General features: G+C 69.2%; 13 protein-coding genes. 7 read left to right on the top strand and 6 right to left on the bottom strand.

What is annotated here, in order from left to right:
• The first annotated feature begins 118 nt into the window (after positions 1-118).
• Positions 119-2,575: a glycoside hydrolase family 2 protein gene (locus AKH00_RS16890; RefSeq protein ID WP_050723940.1), complete on the top strand. Its 2,457-nt coding sequence runs from the start codon at positions 119-121 to the stop codon at positions 2,573-2,575.
• Positions 2,576-2,625: 50 nt separating this feature from the next.
• Here the strand turns inward: AKH00_RS16890 and AKH00_RS16885 are convergent, their stop codons facing one another.
• From AKH00_RS16885 to AKH00_RS16865, 5 genes are all read right to left on the bottom strand, one after another.
• Positions 2,626-3,549 carry a DUF1295 domain-containing protein gene (locus AKH00_RS16885; protein WP_050723939.1) on the bottom strand — a complete coding sequence of 308 codons (924 nt, stop codon included), beginning with the start codon at positions 3,547-3,549 and terminating at the stop codon, positions 2,626-2,628.
• A 48-nt stretch (positions 3,550-3,597) separates the two neighbouring features.
• Positions 3,598-5,409, bottom strand: a complete 1,812-nt coding sequence (locus tag AKH00_RS16880; protein ID WP_050723938.1) for an AMP-dependent synthetase/ligase — start codon at positions 5,407-5,409, stop codon at positions 3,598-3,600.
• Positions 5,410-5,589: 180 nt separating this feature from the next.
• The gene (gene allB, locus AKH00_RS16875; RefSeq protein WP_050723937.1) at positions 5,590-6,984 is read right to left on the bottom strand and encodes an allantoinase AllB; all 1,395 of its coding nucleotides are present in this window, start codon (positions 6,982-6,984) and stop codon (positions 5,590-5,592) included.
• 58 nt (positions 6,985-7,042) lie between these two features.
• Positions 7,043-7,768 (bottom strand): aspartate/glutamate racemase family protein, encoded by a 726-nt coding sequence (locus AKH00_RS16870; RefSeq protein WP_050723936.1) that lies wholly within the window; start codon positions 7,766-7,768, stop codon positions 7,043-7,045.
• Positions 7,769-7,781: 13 nt separating this feature from the next.
• The gene (locus tag AKH00_RS16865; RefSeq protein ID WP_082297705.1) at positions 7,782-9,314 is read right to left on the bottom strand and encodes an NCS1 family nucleobase:cation symporter-1; all 1,533 of its coding nucleotides are present in this window, start codon (positions 9,312-9,314) and stop codon (positions 7,782-7,784) included.
• Positions 9,315-9,532: 218 nt separating this feature from the next.
• On the opposite strand from AKH00_RS16865, the gene AKH00_RS16860 reads away from it, so the two are divergent.
• From AKH00_RS16860 to AKH00_RS16835, 6 genes are all read left to right on the top strand, one after another.
• Entirely contained in the window at positions 9,533-10,387 is an 855-nt protein-coding gene (locus AKH00_RS16860) for an HpcH/HpaI aldolase/citrate lyase family protein (RefSeq protein ID WP_050723935.1), read from the top strand.
• 16 nt (positions 10,388-10,403) lie between these two features.
• Positions 10,404-10,901 (top strand): peroxiredoxin, encoded by a 498-nt coding sequence (locus tag AKH00_RS16855; protein WP_050723934.1) that lies wholly within the window; start codon positions 10,404-10,406, stop codon positions 10,899-10,901.
• Positions 10,902-11,048: 147 nt separating this feature from the next.
• Entirely contained in the window at positions 11,049-11,561 is a 513-nt protein-coding gene (uraD, locus tag AKH00_RS16850) for a 2-oxo-4-hydroxy-4-carboxy-5-ureidoimidazoline decarboxylase (RefSeq protein WP_050723933.1), read from the top strand.
• Positions 11,558-11,899 carry a hydroxyisourate hydrolase gene (gene uraH / locus AKH00_RS16845; RefSeq protein ID WP_050723932.1) on the top strand — a complete coding sequence of 114 codons (342 nt, stop codon included), beginning with the start codon at positions 11,558-11,560 and terminating at the stop codon, positions 11,897-11,899. The genes uraD and uraH overlap by 4 nt, the downstream gene beginning before the upstream one ends.
• A gap of 8 nt (positions 11,900-11,907) precedes the next feature.
• Complete coding sequence (pucL, locus tag AKH00_RS16840) at positions 11,908-12,801, top strand: factor-independent urate hydroxylase (RefSeq protein WP_050723931.1); 894 nt, start codon at positions 11,908-11,910, stop codon at positions 12,799-12,801.
• A 139-nt stretch (positions 12,802-12,940) separates the two neighbouring features.
• On the top strand, positions 12,941-14,443 hold the full coding sequence (locus tag AKH00_RS16835; protein WP_050723930.1) for a nucleobase:cation symporter-2 family protein: 1,503 nt from the start codon (positions 12,941-12,943) through the stop codon (positions 14,441-14,443).
• A 224-nt stretch (positions 14,444-14,667) separates the two neighbouring features.
• Here AKH00_RS16835 and AKH00_RS16830 read toward each other — a convergent pair whose 3' ends face one another.
• On the bottom strand, positions 14,668-15,417 hold the full coding sequence (locus AKH00_RS16830) for an SDR family oxidoreductase (protein WP_050723929.1): 750 nt from the start codon (positions 15,415-15,417) through the stop codon (positions 14,668-14,670).
• Between the last annotated feature and the right edge of the window lie 36 nt (positions 15,418-15,453).

Genomic DNA, 15,453 nt, shown 5'->3' with positions numbered 1-15,453 from the left:
TCACACACGGGTGTCGTGGTGAGTCCGAGAGCTCTGCTGGCCGGCATGACAGCGTAGTCAGAGCCGGTCGTCGTCTGACAGCATGGAGGGATCCCCCACCACGCAGGAAGCAGGACCGATGACGATCTCCCTCCCCCTCGCCACCGGCTGGACCCTCCACGCCGTCGACCCCGCCGCCGGATCTCCCGCCGCCGCGCTGCCGGCGTCCATCCCCGCGACCGTGCCCGGCACCGTGCACACCGATCTCCTCGCGGCAGGGCTCATCGACGACCCCTATCTCGACCTCAACGAGCTGGGGGACGAGTGGATCGGCCGCACCGAGTGGGCGTACCGCACGACGATCGACTGGCAGGGCAGCGCCGAGGAGCGCACCGACCTCGTGTTCGACGGCCTCGACACGGTCGCGACCATCACGCTGAACGGCGTCGAGATCGGTCGGACGTTCAACCAGCACCGCACGTACCGCTTCGACGTGGCATCTGTGCTGAAGACGGGCGAGAACGCGCTGGAGGTGCGCTTCGCCTCGGCCTGGGAGTACGCCGAGGGCGTCAGGGCCGAGCTCGGCGATCTCCCCAACGCGTATCCGACGCCGTTCGGCTTCATCCGCAAGATGGCCGCGAACTTCGGCTGGGACTGGGGCCCGCAACTCGTCACGGCCGGTATCTGGAAGGAGGCGCGCCTGGAGTCCTGGTCGGGCGCCAGGCTCGCCGAGGTGCGCACCGCCGTCACTCTCGACGGCGACACCGGGGTCGCCCGCGTCACGACGCTGCTCGATACGACGGGGACGGATGCCGCGGCCGACCGCACGCTCGTCGTGGACGTCGCGGGGCAGCGCGTCGAGATCCCCGTGACGGGCGACGGCCCCGTCGCGGCCGAGGTGCGCGTACCCGACGTCGCGGTGTGGTGGCCGCGGGGGATGGGCGCGCAGCCGCTGCACGACCTGAGCGTGGAGCTGCGCGACGGCGCCGAGGTGCGCGATGAGTGGACCCGCCGGATCGGCTTCCGCACGGTGGAGCTCGACACGAGGGAGGATGCCGAGGGGTCTGCGTTCACGTTCGTCATCAACGGCATCCCGCTGTTCATCCGCGGTGCGAACTGGATCCCCGACGACTGCTTCCCCTCGCGGATCACCCCGGAACGCTATCGCGACCGCATCGAGCAGACGATCGGCGCGAACCTGAACCTGCTGCGCGTCTGGGGCGGCGGCATCTACGAGCGCGACGAGTTCTACGACATCTGCGACGAATTGGGCGTGCTCACCTGGCAGGACTTCCTGTTCGCATGCGCCGCGTACCCCGAGGAGGAGCCGATCCGCTCCGAGGTCATCGCCGAGGCGCGCGACAACGTGCTGCGCCTGTCGACGCACGCGAGCCTCGTGCTGTGGAACGGCTGCAACGAGAACATCTGGGGCTGGTTCGACTGGAACTGGCAGTCCCAGCTGGAGGGGCGAACCTGGGGCCTCGGCTATTACACCGAGGTACTGCCCGAGATCGTCGCCGAACTCGACCCGACCACCCCGTACTGGCCGGGGAGCCCCTTCTCGGGGTCGATGGACGTCCACGCGAACGAGCCCTCGCGCGGCAACATGCACATCTGGGATGTCTGGAACCGCGTCGACTACACGGTCTACGGCGACTACCGGCCGCGTTTCGTGTCGGAGTTCGGCTTCCAGGGCCCGCCGACGTGGTCGACGCTGGCCCGGTCGATCCACGACGTGCCGCTCACCCCGGACTCTCCCGGGATGCTGCTGCACCAGAAGGCCGAGGACGGCAACGGCAAGCTCGGACGCGGCATGGCCCCGCACCTGCCCGAGCCGCAGACGATGGAGGACTGGCACTACCTCACGCAGCTGAACCAGACGCGGGCGATCGTGTTCGGCACCGAGTGGTACCGCTCGCAGCGCGGGCACTGCATGGGCACGATCGTGTGGCAGATCAACGACTGCTGGCCCGTGACGTCATGGGCCGCGGTCGACGGCGACGGACGCCGCAAGCCGCTGTGGCACGGACTGCGCCGCGCGAACGCCGAGTGTCTCGCGACCGTGCAGCCCGCTGACGACGGTCTCGCGCTCGTGCTCGTGAACGACTCGCGTGAGCCGTGGACGGCCGAGGGGGCGCTGCGCCGGCTCGGCTTCGACGGCGGGATGCTCGCCGAGCAGGCCGTGTCCGTCACCGTGCCGGCGCTCGACCGGGTCACGGTCGCGCTCGCCGCAGAAGTCGCCCATCCCGGAGATGCGGCGGCGGAGCTCGTGAGCGTCGAGATCGACGGATCGCGCGCGAGCACGCACGTGTTCGCGGAGGACAAGGATCTCGCGCTGCGCGCGACCGACCTCGGCGTCGTGATCGGTCCCTGGTCCGACGGCCGTCAGGTCGTGGAACTCACCGCCGATACGTTCATGCGGGGCGTGTGCCTGTTCCCCGATCGCCTCGACCCGGAGGCCTGGGCGGACGACGCGGATGTCGACGTCATCCCCGGGCGCACGACCGTGCTGACCGTGGAGTCCGCGGCGCCGCTCGACGCCGCAGCCCTCGGTACCCACCCGGTGCTGCGGAGCCTGAACGACCTGGTGGCCTAGTCGGCATGTCGTGGGGTCTGCGACGCGGAGGGGAATCGCAGGCCTGGCCGTCAGGCCGTGGTCGTCTTCGCCGCCGGCGCCGCGAGGCGCGGGATCAGCACGGGTGTGCTGTCGCGGTAGGCGACGTAGTCCGCACGGTCGCCCCACTTCTTCTCGGCGCGTGCCTCTAGCAGTGGGATGCCGCTCACGCGCGTGAGCAGCAGGATCACGAACAGCGGCGACAGCACGGCGATCCACTGCCACCCGACGAGCGCGGGGGCCGCCGTGACGAAGACGCCGACCCAGACGACGATCTCGCCGAAGTAGTTGGGATGCCGCGCACGCGACCACAGCCCGGTGCGGATGAACTCGTCCTTATTGGCGGGGTCGGCGCGGAACCGTGACTTCTGCGCGTCGGCGACGATCTCGATCACCAGGCCCACAGCCCACACGACCACGCCGACGACGCTCAGCCATCCGAGCGGCGCCCGCTCGTCGGCATCCGCACCGATCGCGATCCATGCCGCCGCCGCGGTGAGCGATATCCAGGCGCCCTGGATCACCCATGTCTGCAGGAAGCGCAGCGGCGATCCCTTGATCTCGTCGAAGCGTCCGTCGGACCCCGCGCGGTGCACGCGTCGCGCCAGGAACGTCCCGAGGCGGGCGGCCCACACGACCACCATCGTGGCCAGCACCCAGCTGAGGGCGTCGGCGTGCGGGGCGAGGAGCACGAGCGCCACGGAGATCACGATGAACGTGAGACTGCCGGTGAGGTCGAAGAACCGCTCGGTGCGGAAGATCGCCGCGGGGATGAAGGCGAGCACCTGGATCGCGAAGGCGGCGGCGACGGCGAGCGCGAACAGCGGGATGCCGCCGAGCGTCGCGCCGCCCTGACTGCCCGCGAGCGCGACGAGCGCGCCGATGACGAGGGCGACCACGATCGCGACGACCGTGGTGCGCGACGAACGAGGCTTCGTGGGGGCGGGAGACGACATGGTGCTCTTCTCGATTCTCGGGAGACGCGCTTCTCAGGCGTTCGGGGGTCAGGCGTACAGTGCGGCGACGGCATCGGAGGCGCGGTCCAGCACCACGCTCCGCTTCAGCTTCATGGTCGGGGTCACGAGGCCCCGGTCCTCGAGGTCGGCGAGGATCACGGTGAAGCGCCGCACCTGCTCGCTGCGGGCGACGAGCGCGTTCGCGGCATCGACCGTGCGCTGAAGGTGCTCCCGGAGCGCGGGGTCGTCGACCTCGTGGATGTCGGTTCCTCCGTCGGACGACGAGCTCGCGCCCGACACCGAGGCCGCCTGCTCGGGATCCAGCACGAGAAGAGCCGAGAGGTACGGCTTTCCCTCGCCCACCATCACGGCGTGCGAGACGAGCGGATCGGCCTCGACCGCGCTCTCCCACCGCGTGGGCACGATCGTCTTGCCGTTCGACGTCACGATGACGTCTTTGACCCGGCCCTCGAGGATCAGGTTGCCGCGGTCGTCGAGGCGTCCGAGGTCGCCCGTGCGGAAGAACCCGTCCACGAACGCGGCCGCGTCGTGCGAGGGGTCGCGGTAGCCGCGGAACACGCCGACGCCGCGCGCGAGCACCTCGCCGCCCTCGCCGATGCGGACCGTGAGTCCGGGCAGGGGAGGGCCGACCGTGCCGGAGGTGATGCGGCCGGGCAGGTTGCCGGTGAGGGGTGCCGTCGTCTCGGTGAGCCCGTAGCCCTCGATCACGGGGACGCCCATGCCGCGGAAGAACAGGGACACATCGGCGTCGAGCGCTGCACCGCCCGACAGGATGTATCCGACGCGTCCGCCCATGACCGCGCGCAGGCGCCGGTAGAAGAGCGCCTCGAACAGACGGTGGCGCAGGGCCAGGCCGAGGTCCTTCGGGGCACGGCCGTCACGCTCGATCCGCTCCGCCCGGTGTCCCCAGGCGATCGCGGTCGACACGGCGTGTTCCCACACCCGGGTGAGCCCCTTGTCCGCGGCCTTCTCGGCGGCTGCCGTCTGGATCTTCTGCAGTACCCGAGGCACCACGACGAGGAAGGTCGGACGCAGGGTGTCGAGGGTCGCGACGACGGTCGACGGGTCCGCCAGGTGCGCGATCCGCATGCCGCTCGCGAGGCAGATCAGCTGCAGCCCGCGCGCCAGCACGTGCGCGAGCGGCAGGAAGATCACGGTGTTGCCGTCCTCCCGCACGATGTCGCGGTAGGCGGCGGCGATGTTCAGCACCTGGCCGAGGAAGTTGCGGTGCGTGAGCACCACGCCCTTCGGTTCGCCGGTCGTGCCGGAGGTGTAGACGATGGTCGCGGGGTCGTCCTGGGTGGCAGATGCCCTGCGGGCCTCGAGCTCGTCGTCCGAGACCTCGGTGCCGTGTGCGACCAGGTCGGCGAGAGAGTCGGATGCCGCTGCATCCATGGTCCACGCGCCCAGCGCGTCGCCGGGGGCGTGCGCGAAGGCGTCCCGGAGGAGAGCGGCGTGTTCGGCGGTGCCCCCGATCGCGAGACGAACTCCCGCGTCCGCCACGATCGCGTCGACCTGCGACGGCGACGACGTCTCGTAGATCGGCACGACGACGGCTCCGGCGAACCACGCGGCGAGGTCGGCGACAGCCCACTCGTAACGCGTCGGCGCCATGATCGCGATCGGGTCGCCGACCTGCACGCCGCCGGCGATGAAGCCTTTGGCGAGTGCGCGCACCTCGTCGGCGAAGGCACGGGTCGTGACGGGACGCCAGGTTCCGGCATCCTCCACCTCGAAGGCGACGTGGTCGGGGGCGGCGCTCTCGCGCGCGATCAACAGGTCGGTGACGTTGCCGTAGCCGTCGAGCGCGGCCAGCGGCGGGGTCGTCGTCTCGATCATCGCGGCTCCTTGTCGGTCATGAGAGCGGTGTCAACCGAGGGCGCGCGAAACTCGCCCTCGACACGTGTTCGGAGCCGATCGGCGATCGGATGTGATCAGTATTCCGGATGGAGACGCGGAGACACGAAACCCCGCGCCCGACCCGACAGGGCCAGAACGCGGGGTCTCCGAACCCGACTGTCAGTCGGTCATGCCGCGGCGCAGCAGACGGCCACGCGGGGTCTCGCTGTCGATGACCTCGCCGTGCAGGTACGTGCGGCGCACCACGCCGGCGAGCGCCTTGCCGTGATACGGCGTGAGCGGGTTCTTGTGGTGCAGCTTGTTCACGTCGACGACGTAGGCGTCGTCGGCGGCGAACACCGAGAAGTCGGCGTCGTAGCCGGGCGCGATGCGGCCCTTGCCGGTGAGGCCGGCGAACTGCGCCGGACGGTCGCTCATCCACGACACGACGGTCTCGAGGGCGAGACCGCGCTGCCGCGCCTCGGTCCAGATGAGCGAGAGGCCGAGCTGCAGCGACGCCACACCGCCCCAGGCCACGGCGAAGTCGCCGTTCTCGAGGTCCTTGAGGTCGAGCGTCGAAGGGGAGTGGTCCGACACGATGAAGTCGATCGTGCCGTCTTCCAGTCCCTCCCACAGGAGCTCCCGGTTGCCGGCCTCGCGGATCGGCGGGCAGCACTTGAACTGCGTCGCGCCCAGCGGGATCTCCTCGGCCGTGAGGGTCAGGTAGTGCGGGCACGTCTCGACCGTGAGCTTCAGGCCGTCCTGCTTGGCGGAGCGGAGCATGGGCAGCGCGTCCGACGACGACAGGTGCAGGATGTGCGCCCGCGACCCCGTCCACCGGGCACGCTCGATCACCTCGGCGATCGCGAGGTTCTCGGCGCCGCGCGGACGGGAGGCGAGGAACTTGCCGTAGTCGTCGCCGTCGGGCTGAGGCGCCCGGTCGATCGCACGGGAGTCCTCGGCGTGCACGATCATGACGGAGTCGAAGGTCGTCAGCTCGCGCATGTCGACCTCCATCTCGTCGGCGTCGAGGGGCGGGAACTCGTCGACGCCCGAGTGCAGCAGGAAGCACTTGAAGCCGAACACGCCCGCGTCGTGCAGCGGACGCAGGTCGGCCGTGTTGCCCGGCACCGCACCGCCCCAGAAGCCGACGTCGACGTGGGTCTGCCCCTGCGCGGCCTCGCGCTTGATGTTCAGCGCCTCGACGCTGATCGTGGGCGGGATGCTGTTGAGCGGCATATCGACGATCGTCGTGACGCCTCCGGCAGCGGCGGCGCGGGTCGCCGAGGCGAAGCCCTCCCACTCGGTGCGGCCGGGCTCGTTGACGTGCACGTGCGTGTCGACGAGACCGGGGATGAGCGTCTCATCGGCGGCGAGGTCGATCACCTCGTCGCCGTCGAGGTTGTTGCCGAGCGGCTGCATGGCGACGATCACGCCGTCGCGGACGCCGACCTCGCGGGGGCGGATGCCGGCCGTGGTCAGGACTCGCTCGCCGCGGATGACGAGGTCGTAGCGCTCGCCTGTCGGATCGAGCGACACCGTTCCGGCCTCGTGCTCGACGGAATCGTGCGACATGGCGCACTCCCTTCTGCCGGTCGGGAGCCGGCGGTCTTTCTCTGTATGGATTCTGCGCTCAGCGGGCGAGCGAGGGGAAGCCGGTGACGCGTTTCGGGCGCGGCGGCGCGTAGGTGCGGACTTTCGACGTGGTCAGTCCGAGGTTCACGAGGCCTTCGGCGACCGCGACGGCCGCCTGCACGCCGTCGACCACGGGGACGCCGCAGCGCTCGACCACTCTGTCCTTGAGTTCGGCCATGCCGCCGCATCCGAGCACGACGACCTCGGCCCGGTCCTGCTCGACGGCGATCTGCGCCTCGGCGACGATCGCCTCGATCGCGCGCTCGGGGTCGGACTCGAGCTCGAGCACGCCGAGCCCCGAGGAGCGGACGGAGGCGCACCGGTCGTGCAGCCCGCCGAGCATCAGCCGATCCTCGATGAGGGGCACGGTGCGGTCGAGCGTCGTGACGACCGAATACGAGCGCCCGAGGTACATCGCGGTCGAGGCCGCGGCCTCGGTGATGTCGACCACGGGCACGTCGAGCAGCTCCTGAAGACCTTCGCGCCCGTGCTCGCCGTAGCCCGCCTGGATCACGGCGTCGTACTCGCCCTCGTAGCGGGTGATCGCGTCCATGACGGCGATCGCGGCGAGGTAGCTCTCGAAGTTGCCCTCGCACGACTCGGCTCCGAACGCGGGCGTGATGCCGACGATCTCGGTGCCGGGGGAGGCGACGGCACGTGCGGCCGCGGCGATCCCCTCGGTCATGCTCTCGGTGGTGTTGACGTTGGCGACGAGGATGCGCATCCCTGTCCTCCGATCAGTGGCTGGGGGTGACGGCGATCTCTGCGCCGTCGACATCGTGGAAGGGGCCGCTGCGGTCGGCGAGCAGGCTGTACGTCAGGGCTCCGAGTCCCGCGGCGAGGAACCAGGAGAACTGGCTCACCACCTGGAACGCGGGGACGAACGTCAGCAGCAGGGCGATCGCTCCGGCGATGACGAGGGCGAAGATGGCCCGTGGGTTGAAGCCGCGGGTGTAGTGGTACTCGCCGTTGTGGTGCTCGGAGTAGAGATCGGGGACGTTGATGCGCTGCTTCTTCACGAGCCAGTAGTCGACCATGATGATGCCGAACAGCGGACCGAGCAGTGCGCCGAGGCCGTTCAGGAAGATGCCGATCACGATGGGGGAGTTGTACATGTTCCACGGCAGGATGACGAGCCCGATCACCGCCGAGATCAGCGCGGCCCTGCGGAAGTTCAGGTGCTTCGGGAACAGGTTGGTGAGCGCGTAGGTCGGCGCGACGAAGTTCGCCATGAGGTTCACCGCGATCGTGAGCACGATGAGTGCGAGGGAGGCGAGCACGAGCAGGAGGGTGTTCGGGATGGCGGCGACCACGTCGGCGGGCGAGCCGATCGCGACGCCGTTGATCGTGAAGGACCCGCCGGCGAGCACGACCACGACCAGGCCGAAGAAGAGCATGTTGATCGGGATGCCCCAGAAGTTGCCCTTCACGATCGACTTCTTCGAGCGTGCACCGCGGGTGAAGTCGCAGAAGTTCAGCACGAAGGTGCCGTAGATCGCGACCCAGGCGGAGGCGCCTCCGAGCATGTGCAGCCACAGCTCGCCGCCCTCGAGCGGGGTGTCATTGGTCCAGGAGATCTGGAAGTCGGCCTGCACGAGCACCCACACGGCGAGGGAGACGAAGGTGGCGAGGATCACCGGGCCGGCGAACGCCTCGTACTTGCGAATCATCTCCATGCCGTAGCTGACGATGACCGACTGCACGACCCACAGGGCGAGGAAGGTGATCCAGCCGAGAGCCGAGAGGCCCAGGAACGATCCCTGCTGCAGCGCGGTCGCGCCGGGGGCGAGGGCGATGATGACGACCTGCAGCACCTGCGAGGCGAGGTAGGTCTGGATGCCGAACCACGCGATCGCGACGCCGCCACGCAGCAGGGCGGGGATCTGGGCGCCGTGGATGCCGAAGGTGATGCGGCTCATGACGGGGAACGGCACGCCCGTCTTCTCGCCCATGAAGCCCGAGAGCGTGAGCAGGAGGAACAGGAAGAGGGCGCCGAAGGCGAGGGAGCCGAGGATGGCGCCGCCGCTCATGCCGAGCGAGAAGAGACCGATCGCCCAGACGTAGTTGCCGAGGCTGTGCACGTCGTTCGCCCAGAGGGCGAAGATGCTGTACGCGCTCCAGTGCCGGCCCTCTCTCGTCGTGGGGGCGAGGTCGCTGTTGTACAGACGCGGACTCAGCCCCTTCTGCACGGCGAACACCCCGGAGGGTGCAGGGCCCTCGAGGCCCTCGGATGCGCGGCTCGGAACATGGACGAATTCTTCGGTGGACATCTGAACCCCATTCCCCGACGACGCCGTCGGGAAGCATCTCAAAAAGATTTCATGATGTGAAATATGGATTTCACCTGTAGAGATCACAGCACGTCGGAGATTGCGTGTCAACCGGAATCTCGGTGCGCCCGGTCTGATTCTCCGCCGTAGCGGGCTTTCGCGCCGCAGGTTTAGACTTTTCGAACTACAGAATCTGACTTCCATAGAATGGAAAACATATGACTTCATCAACGCTCAGCGCGGTCCGCTCCGTGTCGCCCGACCTGGCCCGCTCCTGGCTCCTGGTCGCGGCCACCCGCCCCGACACCTTCGACGAGGCGGCATCCTCCTCGGCCGATGCCGTCGTGCTCGACATCGAGGACGCGGTGGACGCGAGCCGCAAGGACGAGGCGCGTGAGGACGTCGCACGCTGGCTGCACTCCGGAGGAGAGTCCTGGGTGCGCGTGAACGACGTCACGAGCGAGCACTGGAGCGCCGACCTCGAGGTGCTGCGCGCAGCGCCCGGTCTGCGCGGGGTCATGCTCGCCAAGACGGAGGCGGGCGCGCAGGTCACCGACACGTTCCACCGCCTGGGCGGACGCGTTCCCGTGGTCGCCCTGGTCGAGTCCGCGGTCGGCATCGAGAGCGCGACCGAGATCGCGCGCGCGGAAGGAGCCTTCCGCCTCGCCTTCGGAAGCGGGGACTTCCGACGGGACACCGGGATGTCGGCCGACCGCGAGGCGATGGCGTATCCCCGCGCGCGCCTGGTCGTCTCCAGTCGATGCGGCGACCTGCCTGGCCCGATCGACGGACCGACCGTGGGCACGAGCCATCCGGTGCTGCGGGAGCAGTCCGCGATCACGGTGTCGATGGGCATGACGGGCAAGCTGTGCTTGTCGGCCGATCAGGCTCCCGTCGTCAACGAGGTGATCAGCCCGACGCGAACGGATGTCGATTGGGCGCACTCCTTCCTCGCCGACTTCGACGCCCGCGGCCGCATCGTGCGCGACGGCAGCGACCTGCCGCGCCTCGGTCGCGCCCGCAAGATCATGCACCTCGCCGAGGCCTTCCAGGTCGCGGTCACGGCCCGCTGACCCGAATCCCTTCCGCATGACCGACCTACAGGAGAACTCCGTGAACGCACATCTGACCCCGGGCGACCTCGCGCCCGCCATCGACCTCCCCGACGCCGCCGGGCGCCGCGTCTCCCTCGCCGATCGCCGCGGCCGCGGGGTCGTCGTGTACTTCTACCCGCGAGCGTCCACTCCCGGCTGCACGACCGAGGCCTGCGACTTCCGCGACAGCCTGTCGTCGCTCGCGGGCGCCGGCTTCGACGTGCTGGGTGTCTCACCCGACCCCGTGGAGGCGCTGCAGGCGTTCGCTGAGGCGGAGGGGCTCACCTTCCCTCTGCTGTCGGATGCCGACGGCGAGGTCGCCCGTGCGTACGGCGCGTGGGGCCTCAAAGATGTCGGCGGTGTGCGGATCGAGGGCGTGCGTCGCTCGACGTTCGTGATCGACGGCGAGGGACGCGTCCGCGACGCCGAGTACGACGTCGTCCCACAGGGCCACGTCGCCCGTCTTCGGGAGTCGCTCGGAATCGATCGGTGAATTACGCTTGACAACCACCGGACGCATCGCGCAGACTTCTTACGCATGCTGAAATAACAGTTCCGGCATACGGAAGTCAGTGCCTCGCAGTGCGAGGATCCGTATAGCCTTACGCGCCGGATGCCAGCATGTCTTCAAGGATCGAAGATGTTGCTCGAGGAGTTCAACTCCTGCACTCGCGAGGTCGCTGTCGACGTCGTGAGAACTGCACTGGATGTCCCCCGCTGGTCCGATGAGATCGTCGACGCCAGACCCTATCCCTCGGTGGACGCGCTGCGCGCAGCCGTGCTCTCAGCCGCGCAGCCGCTGACCGAGGCCGAGATCGACGCCGCTCTCGCGCATCATCCGCGCATCGGCGAACGCCCGACGGGCGACGACGCGTCAGCCGCGCTCGCCCGTCGGGAGCAGTCCGGCGTCGACGCCTCGGCCGCCGACGCCCTCGCCGAGGGAAACCGCGCCTATGAGCGCCGGTTCGACCGCGTCTTCCTCGTGCGTGCCGCCGGTCGCACGGCCGACGCCATCCTCGCCCTGCTGCACCAGCGCCTCGGCAACGACCTCGACGAGGAGCTCGCGGTCGTCGACCAGCAGCTGCGCGAGATCGCCGCGCTGCGCCTCGAGGGCGCCATCGAGCACGAAGACAAGGAAGGAGCACGCGCATGAGCGTCTCCCACGTGACCACCCACATCCTGGACACATCGATCGGGCGCCCGGCGCCCGGCGTCGCCGTCGAACTCGAGGCCCGAGTCGGCGACGGATGGGTCGGGATCGGTTCGGGCCTCACCGATGCTGACGGGCGGGTGAAAGAGCTCGGCCCCGTGCGGCTGGAGAGCGGTGCGTACCGCCTCCGGTTCGACACGGCGGCCTACTTCGCCGGCATCGACACGGACTCCTTCTTCCCGGAGGTGGTGCTGACCTTCCTGGTCGACGCCGGGCAGGAGCACTACCACGTGCCCCTCCTGCTCAGTCCGTTCGCCTATTCCACTTACCGAGGAAGCTGAGTACTGAAATGAGCAACATCGTCCTGGGAAAGAACCAGTACGGCAAGGCCGAGGTCCGCGTGGTGCGCGTCACCCGCGACACGGCCCGACACGAGATCGAGGACCTCAACGTCACCTCGCAGCTCACCGGCGACTTCACCGCCGCGCACGTCGAGGGCGACAACGGCAACGTCGTCGCGACCGACACCCAGAAGAACACCGTGTTCGCGTTCGCGAAGGACGGCATCGGAAGCCCCGAGGAGTTCCTGCTGCGACTGGGAGCGCACTTCACGTCCGAGTTCGACTGGGTCACCGGCGGACGCTGGGAGGCCGAGCAGTACAGCTGGGAGCGCATCGCAGCCGACGGCCGAGGACACGACCACTCCTTCGTGCGCGGAGGCACGGAGACGCGCACGGCGGTCGTCACGATCGACGGCGACGCCACCACCGTGATCGCGGGGCTGCAGGACCTCGTGGTGCTGAAGTCCACCGAGAGCGGCTTCGTCGGCTACCCGAAGGACAAGTACACGACGCTCGCCGAGACCACCGACCGCATCCTCGCGACCTCGGTCACGGCGCGCTGGCTGTACAACCGCACCGACATCGACTTCACCGCCGTGTTCGCCGACGTCCGCCGCCTCCTGCTGGAGGCGTTCACCGCGAACTACTCGCACGCGCTGCAGAACACGCTGCACGACATGGCGCAGGCCGTGCTCGATGCGCATCCCGAGATCGATGAGATCCGCTTCTCGACGCCGAACAAGCACCACTTCGTCGTCGACCTGTCGCCGTTCGGACTGGAGAACCCGAACGAGGTGTTCTACGCCGCCGACCGGCCGTACGGGCTGATCGAGGCGTCGTTCCTCCGCGAGGGAGCGGATGCCGAGAACCCGGCGTGGAACGGCATCGCCGGCTTCTGCTGACCGGCCCCAGACCGCGGGGCGGGCTCGGCCCCCATCGTGCCCGCCCCGCACCTTCCCCATCCCTCCCAACATCTCTGCACGCACAGCACTGCGTCGTCGGCGACCGCCGTCGGCGACCCCGGACGAGGAGGTCCACCAGATGTCCGCTGCACGCACCAAGACCACCCGCAAGGCCCGGAGCACGGCCGCGTCGACCAGGCCCGAGGACGAACGTCTCGGCCTCGGCACCGCCTTCACGTTCGGCCTCCAGCACGTCCTGACGATGTACGGCGGCATCATCGCCCCGCCGCTCATCATCGGCGCAGCCGCCGGCCTCACCCCGACCGAGGTGGGGGTGCTCGTCGCCGCCTGCCTGTTCATGGGCGGACTCGCGACGCTCCTCCAGACGCTCGGCATCCCGTTCTTCGGCTCGCAGCTGCCGCTCGTGCAGGGCGTGTCCTTCGCCGGCGTCGCGACCATGCTCGCGATCGTCAATCAGGGCAGCGGCCTCCCCGCGGTGTTCGGCGCGGTGATCGTCGCCTCGCTCATCGGCCTGGTGATCGCGCCGTTCTTCGCGCAGATCGTGCGGTTCTTCCCCCCTGTGGTCACCGGCACCGTGATCACGATGATCGGACTCTCGCTCGTGCCGGTGGCGGCGCGCTGGATCACGGGGTCCAACCCGGAGGCGCCCGACTACGCCGACCCGGTGTTCGTCGGCATCGCGGGCTTCACGCTCCTGGTGATCATGCTGCTGAGCAAGCTCGGCAACTCGACGATCTCGCGCCTCTCGATCCTCATCGCGATGGTGGTCGGCACGGTGTTCGCGGCCCTGATCGGCCGGGCGGACTTCTCCCGGGTCTTCGAGGGGCCGGTGTTCGCGTTCCCCGCGCCGTTCGCCTTCGGCCCGCCCGTGTTCGACGTCGCGGCCATCATCTCCATGACGATCGTCGTGCTGGTGATCCTCACCGAGACCACGGCCGACATCATCGCGGTCGCCGAGATCACGGGGTCGAAGGTCGACCGCAAGCGGATCGCCGCCGGGCTGCGCGCCGACATGGTCTCGAGCGCGATCTCGCCGATCTTCAACTCCTTCACGCAGAGCGCCTTCGCGCAGAACGTCGGCCTGGTGGCGGTCACGAAGATCAAGAGCCGCTACGCGGTGGCCGCGGGCGGCGTCATCCTCATCATCCTCGGCCTGCTGCCGGTGCTGGGACGCGTCGTGGCGGCGGTGCCGACCGCGGTGCTCGGCGGTGCGGGACTCGTGCTGTTCGGCACGGTGACCGCCTCCGGCATCCGCACTCTCGCCAAGGTGAAGTACGAGGGCAACATGAACCTCATCATCGTCGCGGCATCCCTGTCGTTCGGTGTGCTGCCCGAGGTGAACCACGACATCTACTCGGCCTTCCCGACCTGGTTCCAGGTCATCTTCGGCTCGGGCATCAGCTCAGCGGCGATCATGGCGATCACCCTGAACCTCGTGTTCAACCACTTCAGCAAGGGCACGCCCGAGAACCCCTCGGTGTTCGCGGCGAGTCCGGTTCGGGCCGTGCGCACGGATGTGATCCGCGTGCTCCGCGAGGGCGACCGCTACGAGCAGGGCCGACTGGTGGATGCCGACGGGCACGCCGTCGCGGTGGTCGACGAACCGGCGACGAAGGCGTAGCGCATGCGGCGTGAGGCTTGACAAAGCCTCACGCCGCTCCGCAGACTGGTTACGTCTAGTGAAAGTATTCTTCCGTTATGCGGAACTAAAGGTGCGGTGGCCCGGAAGCCTGCCGTTCCGTGGGGCGGGCTCGTCCACTGACGCACCGAGCCCGCCCCGAACCCTGTGCACCCGATGCTGCGCCCGTCACGAGGAGGTCTGCGATGCCCGGTGGACTCGCCCCCTCAGCCGCGCCCTCCGTACGGCATCCCCGATGCCGTGACCGTGAGGTTCGCGATGTTCGCCTCCGCCGGCAGCCGCGCCATCAGCAGCACGGCCTGAGCCGCATCCGCGACGTCGAACGTGGGCTCCACCCGTCGCGTGCCGTCCGCCTGCAGTGCGCCCGAGCCGACGCCGATGTCGGTCATGATCTCGGTGCGGGCGTTGCCGATGTCGATCTGCCCGCACGTGATCCCGTAGGGACGTCCGTCGAGGTCGATCGCGCGCGTCAGGCCCGTCACGGCGTGCTTGCTCACGGCGTAGGCGACCGAGCTCGGGCGGGGTACCTGCGCCGAGATCGATCCGTTGTTGATGATCCGCCCGCCGCTCGGCCGCTGCGCGATCATCGCGCGCATCGCGGCGCCGGCGCACAGCATCGCGCCCGTGACGTTGACCGCCATCGTGCGCTCCCAGTCCGCGACGTCGATGTCCGCGGCAGAGGCCGCAGGGCCGAAGGCCCCCGCGTTGTTGAACAGCACGTCCACGCGACCCCACGTCTCCACGACTCGGTCGAACAGCGCATCGACCTCGGCGGGCACGGTCACATCGGTCGGCACCACGAGCGCGTGCGGATGCTCGGACGCGGCCTCCCGCAGCGCATCCTCGCGACGCCCCGCCAGCGCGACGAGGAATCCGTCGTCGAGCAGTGCCCGCGTCACCGCCCGGCCGATTCCCGATCCTGCTCCCGTCACCACAGCGATCCGCGCGTCGCCCATTCCCGCCCCTTCGTCGTCGCCGCCCGAATGTCGGCG

It is taken from the genome of Microbacterium sp. GCS4, assembly GCF_001262495.1.
In the GTDB taxonomy this organism is placed as follows: Bacteria; Actinomycetota; Actinomycetes; order Actinomycetales; family Microbacteriaceae; genus Microbacterium.
This window is presented reverse-complemented; position numbering and strand designations above follow the sequence as displayed.

What these genes read in the sequence shown, in the direction of transcription:
- AKH00_RS16890 (WP_050723940.1), top strand. Translation starts at nt 119, where the DNA reads ATGACGATCTCCCTCCCCCTCGCCACCGGCTGGACCCTCCACGCCGTC.
- AKH00_RS16885 (WP_050723939.1), bottom strand. Translation starts at nt 3,549, where the DNA reads ATGTCGTCTCCCGCCCCCACGAAGCCTCGTTCGTCGCGCACCACGGTC.
- AKH00_RS16880 (WP_050723938.1), bottom strand. Translation starts at nt 5,409, where the DNA reads ATGATCGAGACGACGACCCCGCCGCTGGCCGCGCTCGACGGCTACGGC.
- allB (WP_050723937.1), bottom strand. Translation starts at nt 6,984, where the DNA reads ATGTCGCACGATTCCGTCGAGCACGAGGCCGGAACGGTGTCGCTCGAT.
- AKH00_RS16870 (WP_050723936.1), bottom strand. Translation starts at nt 7,768, where the DNA reads ATGCGCATCCTCGTCGCCAACGTCAACACCACCGAGAGCATGACCGAG.
- AKH00_RS16865 (WP_082297705.1), bottom strand. Translation starts at nt 9,314, where the DNA reads ATGTCCACCGAAGAATTCGTCCATGTTCCGAGCCGCGCATCCGAGGGC.
- AKH00_RS16860 (WP_050723935.1), top strand. Translation starts at nt 9,533, where the DNA reads ATGACTTCATCAACGCTCAGCGCGGTCCGCTCCGTGTCGCCCGACCTG.
- AKH00_RS16855 (WP_050723934.1), top strand. Translation starts at nt 10,404, where the DNA reads ATGACCGACCTACAGGAGAACTCCGTGAACGCACATCTGACCCCGGGC.
- uraD (WP_050723933.1), top strand. Translation starts at nt 11,049, where the DNA reads ATGTTGCTCGAGGAGTTCAACTCCTGCACTCGCGAGGTCGCTGTCGAC.
- uraH (WP_050723932.1), top strand. Translation starts at nt 11,558, where the DNA reads ATGAGCGTCTCCCACGTGACCACCCACATCCTGGACACATCGATCGGG.
- pucL (WP_050723931.1), top strand. Translation starts at nt 11,908, where the DNA reads ATGAGCAACATCGTCCTGGGAAAGAACCAGTACGGCAAGGCCGAGGTC.
- AKH00_RS16835 (WP_050723930.1), top strand. Translation starts at nt 12,941, where the DNA reads ATGTCCGCTGCACGCACCAAGACCACCCGCAAGGCCCGGAGCACGGCC.
- AKH00_RS16830 (WP_050723929.1), bottom strand. Translation starts at nt 15,417, where the DNA reads ATGGGCGACGCGCGGATCGCTGTGGTGACGGGAGCAGGATCGGGAATC.